The 16222-nt window shown below is 52.4% G+C and carries 16 protein-coding genes; 1 reads left to right on the top strand and 15 read right to left on the bottom strand.

Annotated elements, in window-relative coordinates; translation table 11 throughout:
• Positions 1-87 precede the first annotated feature (87 nt).
• Positions 88-636 (bottom strand): menaquinone-dependent protoporphyrinogen IX dehydrogenase, encoded by a 549-nt coding sequence (gene hemG / locus ACKWCC_RS13865; protein WP_413996548.1) that lies wholly within the window; start codon positions 634-636, stop codon positions 88-90.
• Positions 637-884: 248 nt separating this feature from the next.
• On the opposite strand from hemG, the gene ACKWCC_RS13870 reads away from it, so the two are divergent.
• On the top strand, positions 885-1946 hold the full coding sequence (locus tag ACKWCC_RS13870) for an AI-2E family transporter (RefSeq protein ID WP_413996549.1): 1062 nt from the start codon (positions 885-887) through the stop codon (positions 1944-1946).
• Between the two features lie 73 nt (positions 1947-2019).
• Here ACKWCC_RS13870 and ACKWCC_RS13875 read toward each other — a convergent pair whose 3' ends face one another.
• The 14 genes from ACKWCC_RS13875 to ACKWCC_RS13940 all read right to left on the bottom strand — a co-directional run bounded on the left by ACKWCC_RS13875 (position 2020) and on the right by ACKWCC_RS13940 (position 16123).
• Positions 2020-3102 carry an endonuclease/exonuclease/phosphatase family protein gene (locus ACKWCC_RS13875; protein WP_413996550.1) on the bottom strand — a complete coding sequence of 361 codons (1083 nt, stop codon included), beginning with the start codon at positions 3100-3102 and terminating at the stop codon, positions 2020-2022.
• Positions 3103-3216: 114 nt separating this feature from the next.
• On the bottom strand, positions 3217-4551 hold the full coding sequence (locus ACKWCC_RS13880) for an alpha-L-fucosidase (RefSeq protein ID WP_413996551.1): 1335 nt from the start codon (positions 4549-4551) through the stop codon (positions 3217-3219).
• Positions 4552-4628: 77 nt separating this feature from the next.
• On the bottom strand, positions 4629-4973 hold the full coding sequence (locus ACKWCC_RS13885; RefSeq protein WP_413996552.1) for an L-rhamnose mutarotase: 345 nt from the start codon (positions 4971-4973) through the stop codon (positions 4629-4631).
• Positions 4964-6289, bottom strand: a complete 1326-nt coding sequence (fucP, locus tag ACKWCC_RS13890) for an L-fucose:H+ symporter permease (protein WP_413996553.1) — start codon at positions 6287-6289, stop codon at positions 4964-4966. Before fucP ends, ACKWCC_RS13885 begins: the two co-directional genes overlap by 10 nt.
• A gap of 16 nt (positions 6290-6305) precedes the next feature.
• Complete coding sequence (locus ACKWCC_RS13895) at positions 6306-7085, bottom strand: L-fucose dehydrogenase (protein WP_413996554.1); 780 nt, start codon at positions 7083-7085, stop codon at positions 6306-6308.
• Between the two features lie 10 nt (positions 7086-7095).
• Positions 7096-7926, bottom strand: coding sequence for an amidohydrolase family protein (locus tag ACKWCC_RS13900; protein WP_413996555.1), 831 nt, complete (start codon positions 7924-7926; stop codon positions 7096-7098).
• On the bottom strand, positions 7916-8779 hold the full coding sequence (locus ACKWCC_RS13905; RefSeq protein WP_413996556.1) for a fumarylacetoacetate hydrolase family protein: 864 nt from the start codon (positions 8777-8779) through the stop codon (positions 7916-7918). Before ACKWCC_RS13905 ends, ACKWCC_RS13900 begins: the two co-directional genes overlap by 11 nt.
• A 112-nt stretch (positions 8780-8891) precedes the next feature.
• Positions 8892-9668 (bottom strand): SDR family NAD(P)-dependent oxidoreductase, encoded by a 777-nt coding sequence (locus ACKWCC_RS13910; protein ID WP_413996557.1) that lies wholly within the window; start codon positions 9666-9668, stop codon positions 8892-8894.
• Positions 9669-9930: 262 nt separating this feature from the next.
• Positions 9931-11379 (bottom strand): sulfatase family protein, encoded by a 1449-nt coding sequence (locus ACKWCC_RS13915; protein WP_413996558.1) that lies wholly within the window; start codon positions 11377-11379, stop codon positions 9931-9933.
• A 257-nt stretch (positions 11380-11636) separates the two neighbouring features.
• Positions 11637-12341 carry a LytR/AlgR family response regulator transcription factor gene (locus ACKWCC_RS13920; protein WP_413996559.1) on the bottom strand — a complete coding sequence of 235 codons (705 nt, stop codon included), beginning with the start codon at positions 12339-12341 and terminating at the stop codon, positions 11637-11639.
• Position 12342: 1 nt separating this feature from the next.
• Complete coding sequence (locus ACKWCC_RS13925; RefSeq protein WP_413996560.1) at positions 12343-12660, bottom strand: Hpt domain-containing protein; 318 nt, start codon at positions 12658-12660, stop codon at positions 12343-12345.
• A gap of 10 nt (positions 12661-12670) precedes the next feature.
• Entirely contained in the window at positions 12671-15109 is a 2439-nt protein-coding gene (locus ACKWCC_RS13930) for a PAS domain S-box protein (protein ID WP_413996561.1), read from the bottom strand.
• A complete protein-coding gene (locus ACKWCC_RS13935; RefSeq protein WP_413996562.1) occupies positions 15102-15644 on the bottom strand; it encodes a heme NO-binding domain-containing protein in 543 nt (180 codons plus the stop codon). Before ACKWCC_RS13935 ends, ACKWCC_RS13930 begins: the two co-directional genes overlap by 8 nt.
• A gap of 77 nt (positions 15645-15721) precedes the next feature.
• Positions 15722-16123 carry a response regulator gene (locus tag ACKWCC_RS13940; RefSeq protein WP_413996563.1) on the bottom strand — a complete coding sequence of 134 codons (402 nt, stop codon included), beginning with the start codon at positions 16121-16123 and terminating at the stop codon, positions 15722-15724.
• Positions 16124-16222 lie beyond the last annotated feature (99 nt).

The following is a 16222-nucleotide window of genomic DNA, read 5'->3' on the forward strand; positions in this document are numbered from 1 at the left end:
CAAAATGCAGGCCCAAATTGGGGATGGGGCGAAAACTTTTAAAACCATTTACACCGGGTGATTGAAGCCTTTGTTCAGGGCCCATGGCTACCTTCCAACGGTTGGGAACTGCCCGGCCATGCGGTCGGCAAAGGCATCGACCTTTTTCCAATCGGTGTAAATGATGGGGGCCTTCGTCTTTGTGGGACCGCCGGTGAGCTTCATGATCAATTTGATCATAAAGCGATCAAACCAAGGGTAGGCGGCATAATCCAATTTACCGGCAAAAACCTCCATAAGCTTGGGTCGCCAATTGGTCTTTTTAAGAAATTTGAGCATGTAGGGGTTGGTCTCTGGCGTGTTCTTGTTCTCCTTACGGGCCACTAGGTTCACCGAGAAGAAGGCGGTGTCCATACCCTCCAGCACTGTTTTGTTCTTGCGAATGAATTCCGTGGTCTTCCTACAGTGAATGCCGTAGCGGATGCTGGCCCCGATGATCAACGCATCCAAATGGGCCATATCCCCTTTAAAACCGTCCAAGGGAGACAGCAACACTTCCTTTCCCCGTTCCCTGAGGCGCATGGCCATACGCTCTGAAATCTCTTGGGTCTGCCCGTCTATGGTGGCATAGACAATAGCCATACGCTGCTGCTTCATCCCTGTATTATGGTCTTTACGTTTTTCTTTTAGCCCCAAATCCACCCCAGTTCATTTTACCTTCCCCCTTATGGCATCGTCCCAAAACCGCACCATCAGAACCCTTTTTATTGGGCGTATGGTCTTTTGCGGAGCGCCTCTCCGGTGTTATGGGTTAAGATTTTATCCGTTGCCAACCGCCGGTGTTGGGCCAAAGTACGAATTTAGGCAATAATGCAGAGACCCTGCACACCACTAAAAAAATGGCCATGGCATCCCAAAAAACGTCCCCATCCCAAAAATTCTCCCAACAAGTGGTTCAGGCCACGGGCATTGTGTTCCTTATGGGGCTTTTGGTTCTTTTGTTGATCTTTGGGTTCCGGGTGGTGCTCTATATTTTGGCCGGCGTGCTGGTGGCGGCGTTCTTTACCGGAATTGCCCAATTTATACGGGACAGGACACCCGTGGGGCGCAACTGGGGCCTGGTGCTGGCCGTGGTCTTGGTACTGGGTGTTGCCACGGGCACGGGCTTCTTGCTGGCCCCGAGCATAGACCGGCAAGTGGCCTCCCTTAAAGAACAGCTTCCGGAGGCGGCCAATAAAACCTTGTCCCAACTAAAATCCAGCCAAGTGGGCGGCTTTTTGGTAGCACGTGCCCAGGAAGTGGAGCTGCAGCCCAAAAGATCTCAGGTAACCTCTTTTTTTGGATCGGTTTTCGGCTTTTTCAGCACGGCCTATATTGTTCTCTTTTTGGGGTTTTTCTTCATGATAGACCCTGGGGCCTATCGGGATGGCCTGGTGCGCTTGTTTCCAAAGGACAAAAGGGACCGTACCAAGGAAATCTTGACGGTCATGGGGCAGACCCTTCGCAAATGGCTGCTGGGCAAGTTGTTGTCCATGGCGATCGTGGGCGTGCTCTCGGGCATAGGGCTCACCATCTTGGGCGTTCCCCTGGCCCTTACCCTGGCCCTCTTTGCGGCACTCATAAGCTTTGTGCCCAACTTTGGCCCCCTCCTGGCCCTTTTGCCCGCCTTCCTCCTGGGCTATACGGTGGATCCCCTTACCGGACTTTACGTGGTGCTCCTGTACGCCGGCATCCAGGCCATTGAGAGCAATGTGCTCACGCCATTGATACAAAAGGAAATGATTTCCTTTCCCATGGCCATGGTGCTCATTGCACAAGTGGTGCTGGGAATCTTCACTGGAGTACTGGGCGTGATCTTGGCCGTGCCCCTGGTGGCCGTGATCATGGTTTTGGTAAAAATGGCGTACATACAAGATGTGCTCCACGACGATGACCTGGACATTGCCGCATCGGGACAGGAAGACTAGCTCAGCGGCACGATCTCCAAGTTGACAAGTATTTTGGGTGGGTGGACCCAGCGATCACCTACCTAGACCCTCTTCAGGACTTTATGGTCGTTCCCGCGGCATCGGCCTTGTTTATTTTCTCTTGGGCCCATTCCTTTTCCTCGGTACTGGCCTCCAGGGCTTCTTGCTGCCATTGCATCCGGGGCGTGTAGTTCAGTTTAATGTATATGGGAAAGTGATCCGAACCCATGTGGGGTTCCCTACTCATGGACACCAAGGTAAAATCATCACTGTGAAAAACGTGGTCCAGGGGCCAGCGCATCAAAGGATGGTTGGCATTATAGGTGTTAAAGAAGCCCCGACCACGCCGGGGATCCATTAATTTGCTCATCTTTTGGAACAATTTGGTGGTACGGGACCAGGCCACATCGTTCAGGTCGCCAAACACCAAGGTGAGCTTTGGTTCCTCCGGGATTTCCTGCCCCACCAACAAAAGTTCTGCATCGCGGTTGGTGGATGTCTTGCTCTCCGTAGGGCTCGGCGGCCGCGGGTGTAGGCAATGTATGGTGGCCATTTTGCCGTTGGGGAGCTCTATCTTGGCGTGTATGGAGGGAATATCATCTACCACCAAATAACGGACGGAAACGTCCCGCAGCGGTAATTTGGAATAAAGGTGCATGCCGTAGAGGTTGTCTTGGGGAATCTTTACGGCATGTTCATAGTCCCGCTCCAAAGGGGCCAGGGCACGTTCCCACTTTTTGTCGGTTTCCAGGGCGAGCACCACATCTGGCTTTTTCCTGCCAATAATGGCCAGCAGCTTTTCATATTGATCGTTGGGCGTAAGTACATTGCTGATGAGGATGGAGATCATATCGCCCCCGGAATCTCCCGCGTACTGCACCACCTGTTTTTTGCTCAGTGGGGTATAGGGATAAATGAGGTACAGTTGATGCCCCAGTGCAAGAAGCATGGCCCCCATCAATATAAAATGATGGGCTTGATCAAAAGGATAGACCACTAGGGCCAGGACCACATTTATGGCAATCAGGACCGAAATCTGTATCCTGGGAAAATCAAAGCCCCGTATCCACCACACGTCCATTCTAGTGCGGGAGGCCATGCTTGGCAGGCACACCAAAACATTGCATACAACAACCAAAATCGTGACCACATCCATTGCGTTGGTGTTTTACATTGCATTTAACCATTTCCAGAGCACTACTTTCAAGGCCCCTGCAAACGGGGCAATGAGGTAATTTTTAACGATAGGGCAACGGCTAAAAGAAGCCGGTCAATTGCTCTCGATCACGGCGCCATCTTCGCGGTACAGACGTATCTCCCCGTCCAGCAAAAGGGCCAGAACGGTCATGTTCCGATCCAGAACATGCTCGGGCAATGAAATGTACTTGATCCCGGGATACTGGCTCCAATAGACCTTTCCCACCACCTTGTGAGACAATTTGGTGCCCTCTCCCACCACCCAGATGCGGTGGATGTCATTTTTAAGCCCTCGCAGCACCACCTCACCGTTGGCATTGCCCTTTACAAAGAGATAGAGTATCTTTTTGTCCTTGGAGAGGGTGCTGGCCCCATAAAAATGTTCCTTGGGAATCCCGGCCACGGTGCCGTAAATGGCCTCTTTGTGCTTGTTTGTCCACCGGCCCAGACCTTGTAGCAGTTCCTCTTGCTCCTTGGGCAAGCTACCATCTCCCTTGGGGCCAATGCCCAACAAGAGGTTGCCCCCATTGCCCATGACATCGGTAAAAATGCCAATGAGCTGGTCCAGGCTCTTATAGTCCTTATCGTTCTTTTGGTAGCCCCAGGAGTTGTTCATGGTCATGCAGAGTTCCCAGTAAGGGTTTTTGGGGCGGGTTATGGGCATTCCTTGTTCCGGGGTGTCGTAATCGCCCTCGTCCTTCAACCTGGAATTCAACAGCGCCATGGGGTTGTGGTCCAAGAGCATCTTGCGCACCTTTGGTGCCTGCCAAGCTTCGGAGGGGTGTTCCCAATCGCCATCGAACCAATAGAGGTCCGGATCGTAACGCTGGGAAAGTTCCTTGAGCTGGCCTTGGTAATCGTCAAGGAATTTTTGCCATCTCTTCGGGGCCTCCGCAATGGTGTAGCGCAAGGAATCGCGGGTAAAATGGGTATAATCGGGGTGGGACCAATCTGGCAAGGAGTAATAGATGCCCACTTTGAGCCCTTCCTTGCGCAGGGCACTGACAAAGGGCGAAAGCACATCTTTTTTGGCGGCGGCATGGCGTACGGCGTTGAAATTGCCAAATTTTGAATCCCAGAGCGCAAACCCCTCGTGATGCTTGGACGTGATCACGGCGTACTTGGCCCCACTTTCCTTGATCAACGACACCCATTGCCCGGGATCGTAGTTTTTGGCCGTAAAGCCCTTGGTCTGTTTTAGATAATCCTTATGGGAAATGTAGCCGTTGAAAAAGGACCAAGATTCATCAATGCCATTCACCGAGTACAGCCCCCAGTGGATAAAAATGCCCAATTTGGCATCCTTGAACCACTGCATTTTTTGGGCCTTATCCAGTGGGACATCAACCTTCTGACCAAAAACAACCGTGCTGCACAGGAGTACCCATACCATTCCCAAATTTTTCATCTTCTTCCACTTTAAAAATCATCGGCCTACCCCACCCCAACTGCGAGGCTTCCATAAAAAAAAACCGCTATCCCAGGTTACTTTTCCGGTAGTTTAAAAATCCGCTCCATCAACTGCCATTTGCTGTTGGGAGGGGCCGTGGGCAGCGCCTGTTGATAGGTCCACATTAACCGTTCCCATTTCTGTACCTTGGCATTGGTGGCATCGGCACTTGCCTTGGCCCCAAAAGAAAAATGCGGCGCGGTGTCCATGATCATAAAGAGCCGGTTGGCCACCAGGTAAATCTCCATATCCACGATGCCCGAATCCATGATACTGGCAATGATCTCCGGCCAGACCTTCTTGTGATGGGCCCGGTACTTGTCCACAAGCTGGGCATCGTCCTTGAGGTCCAGCGCAAAGCAATATCGCTTTAACCCCATCTGCCGCCACTTTGGTTAAACCCCTTGTACACCCGGTTTCCGTAAAAGGCAATAAAGGCAAAACAGACCAGGGGAAGCACAAAGGAGAAATTCACTTCGGGCACGCCCATGATCAAGGTATCTGCCACCCCAGATCCACCGGCATCAATGATCAGCCCTTGCAGACCGGGCATCACCGCGCCGCCCACAATGGCCATGACCAAACCGGCGGCGCCGATCTTGGATTCCTCCTCGGAGAGGCCATCCAGGGCTATGCCATAAATGGTGGGAAACATGAGCGACATAAAGAAAGAGATGCCCACCAGACTGTAGAGCCCCACCACCCCGTTTATAAAAATGGTGCCCAGGGCACAGGCGCCGGCCAACAGGGCAAAGAACATCAACAACCTTCCTGGAGAGACAAAGCGCAACAGGTAGGTGCCAATGGCCCGGCCCACCAAAAACAGGATAAAGGCCGCAAACTGGTAGTTGGCCGCGGTGGCACTGTCCATGCCAATGGCCTCCGCATACTGGTAAATATAGGTCCAGCACATGATCTGCCCGCCCACGTAAAACACCTGTGCCAAGACGCCCAGCACGTATTTCTTATTGCCGCCCAGGGCCGCAAAGGTGGCCCCCAGACCGGGCAGGGTCCCCTCCTCGCGCGCCTGGGGCATTTTGCTCACCACTATGAGCACAAAAACGGCAAGGATAACCAGTCCCAAAATAACGTAGGGATCGCGGATCACGGCCAGGTCCGCCGTGCGGATCATGGCCTTTTTTGCCTCTTCGAGCGCGCTGTAGTTCTCAATATCGTCCGATTGCAGTTTCCGAAGCACAAACTGTTGGGCCACCAAGAGCCCCAGAATAAGTCCCACCGGGTTGAATGCCTGGGCCAAATTGAGTCGTTGGGTCGCGGTTTTGGGGTGGCCCATGGCCAAAATATAGGGGTTGGCCGTGGTCTCCAAAAAAGCGAGCCCGAAGGTGAGCACGTAAAGGCCCAGACAAAAAAACCAGAACTGCTCCGTAACGGCGGCCGGATAGAACAGCAGGGCACCTCCCGCATAGAGCGCCAGGCCTATGAGCACCCCCGTCTTGTACGAGTACTTGCGCACAAACAGCGCTGCGGGCAGGGCCATACAAAAGTAGCCCCCGTAAAAGGCCATTTGCACCCAAGAGGCTTGGGCGTTGCTCAGCTCCAGCACCTTCTTAAAAGCCTGTACCATGGGATCGGTCACGGCATTGGCAAAGCCCCAGAGCGCAAAGAGCGAGGTAATGAGGATAAAGGGAATCAGGACTTTTTTGGATACCACTGCGGGCTTTTGGTCTTCGGTCATTGTTGTTGGTATAAGGTTAGAGTGCTCGGTCCAAATGGGTATAACCGCCATCCACAAATATAAGCTGTCCGGTGGTATGGGCCGATCTTTCCGACAGCAAAAAAGCCACCATATCGGCTATTTCCTGCATAGTGGTCATTCTGTTTTCCAAAGGTATTTTAGAGGTGATCTTCGATAGTTTCTGTTGGGGATGTTCAAAGCGCTCCAACCAGCGTCCGTACAAAGGGGTAAGGCACTCCGCCACGATCACCGCATTGACCCGTATGGCGTAGGGCAACAGTTCCACGGCCCATTCCCGGGTCAGGGCATTTCGGCCCCCATTGGCGGCGGCATAGCCAGAGGTGCCCCCCTGGCCCGTAATGGAAGTCTTGGAGCCAATGTTCACTATGGCCCCTTTGGTTTTCTTCAGTTGCGGCAGCACCAGCTGTGCCATAAGGTAATAATGGCTCAGGTTTTTGTTGATGGACGACAGGAAATCGGCATAGGTCCCGGTTTCGAGTCCCACGGAGTCGTTCACCCCCGCATTGTTCACCAGCCCGTTTATCCTACCAAATTGCCGCATACAATCGTTCACCGCGCTGCGGCACTGCGCCGGATCGGTGAGCTCTGCCAAGCTATGCCCTGCCCGCCCGCCCGCGGCGACAATGGCTTGCTGGGTCTCCAGTGCAGTGGTTTTGTTGCGGGCCACAATAAAGGGAATGGCACCTTCCCTGGCCAAACTCTCGCAGATGCCCTTGCCGATCCCGGCCGATCCACCGGTGACCAGGATCACCTTGTCCTTGAGTTGTAGATCCATACTTTTTTCCTTATTCGGTCAACTTGTAAAATGCAGCCGCATTATGGCCCATAATGGCCCGTTGCTGCGGGGTTTCCAGCTGGTGCAGGTAATCTTCCACAATTGCCAGGACAGCTTTGTACTCCGCTGCCAACAGACATACCGGCCAATCGGAGCCGAACATAAGGCGCTGCGGGCCAAAGGCTTCCAATACCACGTCCATAAAGGGATGCAGATCGGAGGGTTTCCAATGCTCCCAGTGGGCCTCCGTGACCATACCGGACAATTTGCAATATACGTTTTTACTTTGGGCCAAAGACCGAATGTTTCGCTCCCACTCCTTGAAACTGGCATTGCCGTGACCGGGCTTGCCCAAGTGGTCCAGCACAAAGGCCTGTGCGGGAAACTCGCGCACCAGGGCCGTGCACGGCTCCAAATGCCGCGGATACACCAAAAGGTCGTAGGTTAGGTCCAAGGGGCCTAATTGGGCCAGACCCTTTTTAAAAGCCTGTTGTTGCATGAAAGACGGCTCCTCTTCTTGAAGAATGTGCCTCACCCCTTTAAAAATGGGGTTTTTGGCGTATTCGCCCAATCGTTCGCCCACGCGGGCGTCGCAGAGGTCCACCCAGCCCACCACACCTTTAATGCTGGGATGGTCTTGGGCCAACCGCAGCAAAAATTCGGTTTCCGCCTCGGAAGATTCGGCCTGTACGGCAATGCATCCGTCCATTTGGCACTGGCTTAGGAGCGGCTCCAAATGAGCGGGCAGGAAATCCTTTCGGATGCGGGCCATGCGGTCATCTATCCACGCGTGGCGCGTGGCATCATAGCGCCAAAAATGTTGGTGCGCATCAATTCTCATGGGGATGGGCCTTTGCGGTCTGTTTGCTGCTGCCCAGGCCTTCAATGCCCAGTTCCACCACATCCCCGGGCACCAAATATCGCGGTGGGTCAAAGCCCATGCCCACCCCCGATGGGGTACCGGTGGAAATGACATCCCCAGGAAGCAGGGTCATGAAGTTACTGATGTAGCTCACCACCTCTTCCACCTTAAAAATAAAATCGGAGGTACGGCTGTCCTGCACTTTTTTTCCGTTCAGCGTTAGCCAGAGGCCCAGGTTGTTGGGATCTTCTATTTCGTCCTTTGTGGCCAGAAACGGTCCCAGGGGAGCAAAGGTATCGCACCCCTTTCCCTTGCACCACTGCCCTTCCCTTTCGATCTGAAAAGCGCGCTCACTGTAATCATTGTGCAGCAAGTAGCCGGCAATATGGTCCATGGCCCTGTCCTTGGGCACATAGGTTGCCTTTTTGCCAATGACCACGGCCAGCTCCACTTCCCAGTCGGTCTTTTTACTTCCCTTGGGAATGACCACAGCATCATTGGGGCCCACAATGGCGGAGGTTGACTTAAAGAACAGCACGGGTTCCTTGGGCACGGCCATACCGCTCTCCGCGGCGTGCCGGGCGTAGTTGAGGCCCACGCACACCAGCTTGGAGGGCCTTGCCAATGGTGGCCCCAAGCGCACCCCGCTGTTTACCACCGGGCAATCGGCCTGGTGGCCCTCCAGCCAAGAACGCAGTCTGGCAATGCCACCGCTGCCAAAAAATGCTTCATTGTAATCCTTTCCAAAGGCACTGACGTCCAATCGTGTGCCGTCTTCCAAAAGAATGCCGGGGCGCTCCTGTCCGGACACCCCAAATCGTATCAATTTCATATTTTCTGCTTATTGGGCCCGTTTTCAGGGCCAGGGTTCGCTGTTGTTTAGGTTTCCATTTACCTTATCAAGGGCCACCGCTTGGCGCCAATGCACGGGGAACATATCCGAATCAATTCCCATTGAGCTTAATGAAGCCGCCATCTATGGGAAAGTCCGTTCCCGTGATAAAGCTGGCCTCATCGGAGCACAGGTACACTGCGAGATCGGCAATTTCCTCCGGCCTGCCCATACGTCCAATGGGTTGGGTCTGGGACAATTTTTGGAACATTTCCGCTTCTTTGCCGGGATAGTTGTCCTTGATGAAACCATCCACAAAAGGGGTGTGCACCCGCGCCGGGGAAATGCTGTTGCAACGTATGCCGTGATGTACGTAGTCCTTGGCCACGGACAGCGTCATCGTGGCCACGGCACCCTTGGTCATGCTGTAGGCAAACCGGTCGTTGAGCCCAATACTGGAGGCTATGGAAGCCATATTGATGATCACCCCACCCTTGGCCTTCATCAGGGGCACGGCGGCATACAGTCCGTTGTACACCCCCTTGATGTTTACCCCGTACAGGCGATCCAGGTCTTCTTCGGAGGTTTTTTCCACATTGCCCACATGGGCAATGCCGGCATTGTTCACCAAAATATGGATGCCCCCTGCCTCGTGAATGCGCTGCACAAGCCCGGTCACTTGGGCCTGTTGGGTAACATCGCAGTGGTGTCCTTGGGCGCTGTGGCCCTGTGCCCTTATGCTTGTGGCCGTTTCTTCCGCGGCTGCTCCGTCCAAGTCCAATACGTGCACCTTAGCCCCTTGTTGCGCCAGGGCAAGGCAGATGGCCTTGCCAATACCGCGTGCGCCACCCGTAACAATGGCCGTTTTGTTCTTTAGGTCAAATTTCATGTTCCCGTTTAAAAAGAGACCGGCTTAAACGTCTTGAACAACTCTTGTTCTTTGGTGACGAACAGCATACGGCCTGCTTCAAAACTAACCAATACAGCCGACAAAATGGGTGTTGGGGATTGAATTTTTCGATCAAATAATTGTCCTGTAATGTCCATGTCCAAAACATGGGGGCGCAGGCCAATACCGACCAGTTTTCCCGGTGTGCACCTTGATCAGTGGCATCGCAAAGCGCATTTGGCCAACACAAGATGTTCCCCGCTTATTCCCGTTCCACCAATTGGTCCTTGCCCATTACCATATTGGCGCGGTGCCGGGCCACAAGGTCATGGATATCGGCCAGCACCTCCGGATGATCGGCGGCCACGTCATGGGCCTCCGAAGGGTCTTCATTGAGGTTATACAACAGGGGCCGGGGGTGTTCCTGGCGCGGGCCAAACTGGCCGTAGGCGCCCTGGGTGATGAAATGGGCTTTGAACCCCTCCTTTCTTACCGCGAAGAGCTCCGTACCGCGGTAGTAGAACATGGTCTTCCGCGGACTCTCCCCTCCGGTTAGCAAGGTGGTTGTAAGATCGAGCCCGTCAATGGTCCGGTCCTGGGGAATGGGCACACCGGCCATGGCACTGAAAGTGGTGAACAAATCCATAGTGCTGCCCAAATCGGTGACCACACCGGGCCGTACCCGCCCCGGGCCCCAAAAAATCCCCGGCACGCGCATACCCCCTTCCCAGGTCATGCCCTTGCCCGCCCTTAACAGACCGGCACTTCCGCCATCCGTGCCAAAGGAAAGCCATGGGCCATTGTCCGAGGTAAAGACCAGAATGGTGTTCTGTGCCAGGCCCTCGGCTTCCAAGGTGGCCATGAGCTGCCCAACCCCATCATCAATTTCCTCGATCACGTCTCCATACAGTCCGCGCTGGCTCCTGCCCTTGAATTTGGACGAGGCAAACAGGGGAATGTGCGGCAGGTTGTGCGCCAAATAAAGGAAAAAGGGTCCTTGTTTATGCTTCCGTATAAATTTCAGGGCCTCCTCGGTGTAGCGCTTGGTTAAGGTATTCTGATCGGCAGGGCGTTCCATGATATCCGTGTTGCGCATCAGGGGCACGTTAAAAACCTCAGTGCCCATACGCTCGGAATGTGCCCAAAATTCCTGGCGCTCCTTCTGGGAGGCAAAAGTTAGGTTCAGGTCCATGTCATTGGAGTACGGTATGCCAAAATAATGGTCGAACCCGTGATCGGTGGGCAGGTACGGGCTTTTATGTCCCAAATGCCACTTTCCTATGCAGGCGGTGGCATACCCCGCTTTTTTCAACTGTTCTGCCAAGGTCACCTCTTCCTGGGGCAAACCGTTCACCGAATTGGGAAAGAGCACCCGCACCTTGCTGCTGGCCATACCACTGCGCACCGGTAGCCTCCCGGTGAGCAGGGCGGCCCTGCTGGGCGTGCACACGCTGGCCCCAACATAAAAATTGGTCCATTTCTGGCCCTCGGCCACCATCCGATCCAAGTGGGGCGTGCGTATGGTGGGGTGGCCAAAGGATCCCAGATCTCCGTAACCCAGGTCATCGGTGAAGACAATGATAAAGTTAGGGGGGCTTTCTTTTAGCGGCTGTGCCGACAGCGAAAGGCCCGTGAACACCAAAAAGAAACTGCTTACCAAAATCTGCCAAGTACTCCCATAAGGCTCGGCGGCCATTTTATAGCTTCCCATAATCCATATCTTTGGACCACCTCCACTCCCCCAAACGGATCATTCTTACGGTGGCCTATTTTGATAAATGTAGGGATAAAAAGCGTTTTTTAAAACAACAGCATCAGGTGTTCCCAACAGGGAACGTTCATAACGGCCCAAACTAAAAACGGTCCCAGTGGCCATCAACATAAAAAAAGAACCACATCATTGTCCCGTTATGCCCAACAGAAGTTATCGGGGCCAAACCATTAAGATTTGATAAGGGGCAAGGCCGCTTACAGCAGATTAAGACGGGTCATGAGCTCTGGCCGGTTGGACCGACTGATGGGAATGACGTTTTTTTCGATCAGTACACTGTTGTCCTCTATGTCCACAATTTGGGTGAAGTTGATGATGTAGGACCGATGGATCTGCAAAAAGAGGGCATCGGGCAATTTTTCCCTGATCTTTTTCAAGGTGGTGTGCACCTTGTACTGGTTCTTCAGGGTTTTTATCACAATGTAATCGCCTTGGGCCTCGATCAGCAAAATATCGGGTATGTTCAGCTTTATGAGCCTGCGGTCTATGTTTATGTAAAGGTCATTGGACGTGTCCGGGGCCCCTGTCTGCAAGGGTTGGGCCTTGGACGTTCTACTTCCCGTTATCTTGCGCAGTGCCAGGTCAAAACGCTCTTTGGTAACGGGTTTCACCAAATAATCCACAATGTGTTCATATTGATAGGCATCCAGGGCAAAGTTGGTGTCCGAGGTGGTGAGCACGATACTGGGCGGATGTTTCAGGGTCTGCAAGAAATCAATTCCGCTAAAGTTGGGCATGTGCAGGTCCAGAAAAACCACATCGACCTGATGCTGGTTCAGAAATTTTATGGCCGCTATGGCGTTGTCAAACTCCCCTATCAAATTCAGTTGTGGGGTCTTGGAGCACAGGTGGGAAATGACCGTGCGCGCAGAAAGTTCGTCATCTATGAGAATACCGTTCATCTTAAAGCGTTTTTAGATAGTTTGTTACCTTGTCCAAGAACGTCCTAAAATCCGAATCCTTGTCAAAACGGTGGTTCAGAAGCTCCTGTTCATAGGCCACTGCCAGGGCATAGGCATCCTCCATGGCCAAAATATTGAATTTGTGCTTTATTTTGTGCACGATGGATGCGGTCGCGGTGGCGTTTTTCTCCCGGCATTCCGCTTCGTACTGTTCCCGTTCCTGGGGAAACTCATCCTTTAGAATGGCAATGAATTTTTCCTCGAAAGCCGCGTCACCGCCGGCCAGTTCCTTGATGTAGTCAATGTTTGGATTGTTCATGACAGTGGTTTTATGATGCCTTTTCGGCGGGTACGACCTGCTGTATGGAGACCCGGGCCCTTGGCCGGCTCCCGTCCGAACCCTGTGAAAAACTGCGTTTTTTGGCTATGGTAAAGTAAAAAGCGGTACCCTTCCCGGTATCGCTCTCCACCCAGACCTTGCCGTAGTACCGATCTACTATTTTCTTGACGATGGAAAGCCCTATCCCGGTAGATTTGCCGTTGTTTCCGATGGATTGAAAAATCTCGAATATCTTTTTGTGGTATTCCTTGGGTATGCCCACCCCGTTGTCCCTTATGGTAAATTGCCAGTGTTCTTCCGTCTCCTCCGCCAGCACCTCCACCAAACCTTTTTCCTTTTCAATGTTCACCACCGCATTGGTGATGATGTTCTGGAACAATTGGTGCATCTTGGTCTTGTCTGCCAAAATGGTGGGCAAGGCCCGTGGTACGGAAAGGCGCACGTGGTCCGGGATGTAGATGCTGTCCTTTATGGACTTCACCACTTTATTGAGGTTTACCCGGGTATTGTCCAACTTGGAATTATTGGCCGTGGAGTACTCCAAAATACCGTGTATGAGCTTGTCCATGGCCGAGACCTTTTCTTGCAGAAGTTCCAGGTTTTGGTGTCCGCTCTCGTTGAGCACGCCCGCGTGGTCTTCCTGAATCCAACTGGCCAGGGCGCTGATACTGCGCAGGGGACTTTTAAGGTCGTGGGAGACCATATGGGCATACTCCTGTAGGCCCTCATTGCTGTTCTCCAGTTCGCGGAGCAGCCTTTCCTTTTCAAACTCCAGTAATTTTTGCTCGGTGATGTCCAAATGTATGCCTATGGACCCCAGTACTTTTCCGTTCACATCGTATCTGGGCGCGGCACTGATCAGCCAGTGCCTTGCCGCTCCATTCTTGGTGATGGCCATGACCTCATAGGAATCACTGTGCCCCTCCAAGCGGCTTTCGGACTTTCTGTTCAGGAGCTCGGGGTCATCAACCTGGATGACCTCTAGGGCCTTTTGTCCCAAAAGTTCCATTCTGGAATACCCGCTCATTTTGCAAAAGCTTTGGTTCGCGAACTGAATGGTTCCCCCATTGTCCACCTCCAGTAGTCCCAGGTTCATGTTGGCAATGATGCTGCTGTACTTTTCCCGTTGGGCCTCAATATCCTGTTTGTGGCGCTTTCTCAGGGTAATGTCCTGATAGGTCCACAGGTGGCCCTTATAGACGCCCTTGGTAAAAATGGGAATATAGTCCCGCTCCAGGATTCGGCCATCCACCATTTCCAGTTCGTCCTTGAGCACTGGTTTTCTTTCCCGCAATATGGTGTCTATGCGCTTCACGAAGGCATCTTGGTGCTTGAACAAAACCTTGTTCTCCTCCGCGGAACTGGCGCAGTCCGAACCCACCATCTCCTCCGGTGCCCGCGGAATGTTGAACATCTCCAAAAAAAGAGGGTTCACCAGGGATATCTTTCTGTGCTCGTCTTCCAACAAAACCCCGGTCTGTAGGTTCACCACCAGGGAAGACAATCGGTTTTTGGACGCGATCAACTGGTCCTCTGCCTCTTTTTCCTTGGTAATGTCCTCCACAAAGGCCACCTGGTTCACCAAGTTTCCTTTTTCGTCGCGCACGACGTTTACCAGAATGCGCGAGAGCACCTGGGAGCTGTCCTTTTTGGTGTACTTCATGAGGAGCATGAACTCATCCAACTCCCCGGCAACCATGCGTTCCATGTACTCCTGGGATTCCCGCCTGAAATCCTTGGTGGTAATGTCTGCCACCGAAAGCTTCAAGAGCTGTGCCTGGGGTATGCCGAGCATGGTACAGAACTTGCTGTTGGCCTTGACGATCTTGGCCCCTTTTGTGAGCACAACACCCAGGGGTGCGTTCTCCACGATAATGTCCAGTTGGTTGCGCTGATCGGACAATAGTTCCTTAATTTCCATTTCCTGGGTAATGTCCCTGATAATGCCCTGTGCGGCAACCGGCTTTCTGTCTTTGTCATAGATCAGGCTGGCATTGATCTGTATCCATTTGTGGGACCCATCCCCTCGTATGATCTTGGCACGGTAGTTCTTGATCAATCCTACCTGCATCAAGGCCGTAAAGGACTGTTGGGTGTACTCCAGAAAATCAGGATGCACCAAGTGCACCAAATTAATGTGGGCCACCCCGTTCAGTTTTAGGAACTCCCGGGCAGAGGCGTTCATCTCAATGACATTGAACTTAAGGTCCATGACCACATAGGGATCTATGATGTTCAGAAAGACATCATCCATCATATGGCTTTTTCCGGACAACAAATGTTCCAGCTTGTTGTTCACCTCTTTTAGATGGCGATTTAGGTCATAGAGCTCCTTGGATTTTTTTTCCAAAATGGCCTCTGCCTGCTGCCGGGCCCTTTTTTGGCGGGCAAGGGCCTTTTTCAAAAGAAGAACCTCCTTGCTATCCATGGTCCACAATATCAAATTTCACCTCGGTACCATCCGCCTTCAGGAGGGAAAAGCTAACCTTGGCCCTTTGGCCAAATCGCTCAAAGGTCTTTTCTATGAGCCCGTGGGCCAATCTGTACAGGCCCCGGGAAGATGAATAGACCATGGAAAGACTGTTCTCCGTTCGTTCCAACATTTTAAAGGTGGGCAATTGGGCATCGGGGTACAACTTCTGCACGTGCACGTGTATGTGGTCCTCAATGGCATGGAGCAACCCTATGGGCGTCCTGTAGTTCTGTATTATTTCCGGATGGGCACTGGCCAAGCCGTTAAAGAGGTAATGGCCAAACGTATAAACCAGGTCGTTCATGGGCACATCCACCTCTTCTTCAAGGCCCTGAAGCAGGGCAAGCATTTCGTTAAAATCATAAGTGCCCACAGCGGTATAGACCCCCTGTGAGGGCAGCTGCGCTTTTTCTATGATGGCATCGGCAATTTCAAGACCATACTGCTCTTCCACCATCTCCATAAATTCTGTAAAGACAATACCCTTCATAACATCTCACATCAAATGATAAATGTAAGAATAGTATTACTGCTTCCGAACAAAATGTTGTGAAACGCCGTTTTTTGTTAGGCTTTTACCAGCTCGTTTATGCTCCAATAATCCAGTACCTTGTTCAACTTGGATTCATAATCCTCATATTTTAAAGGTTTTATGATGTAACCGGCAATGCCCAGCTCAAAGCATTTGTGGAGATCGCTCCTGTTCTCGGATGTTGTGAGAATGATGGTGGGAAGAAAACGCAGCACGTTGTCCGACTTTAGGACGGAGAGAAATTCAATGCCGTTCATCCGCGGCATGTTCAGGTCCAACAGGATAATGTCCGGCAGGTCCTCGGCCGATCGCAAAAAGGCGAGGGCTTCCTCTCCATTCTTGCTGCTGATGATATGGTGCTTCGCTGCCATTTTGGAAATGGTGCGCTCCAACTTCATGATCTCTATGTTATCATCCTCTATTAGCAGTACGTTCATCTTGGGCTGGTTTCAGTCTTCAAAAATGGCCCTTAAATTTGATTTGGCGCCTTTGGCATCGGTGAATGGACCATAGCTGTAGGTGAATGGCACATATCT

It is taken from the genome of Maribacter aquimarinus, assembly GCF_047345505.1.
Taxonomy (GTDB): domain Bacteria; phylum Bacteroidota; class Bacteroidia; order Flavobacteriales; family Flavobacteriaceae; genus Maribacter.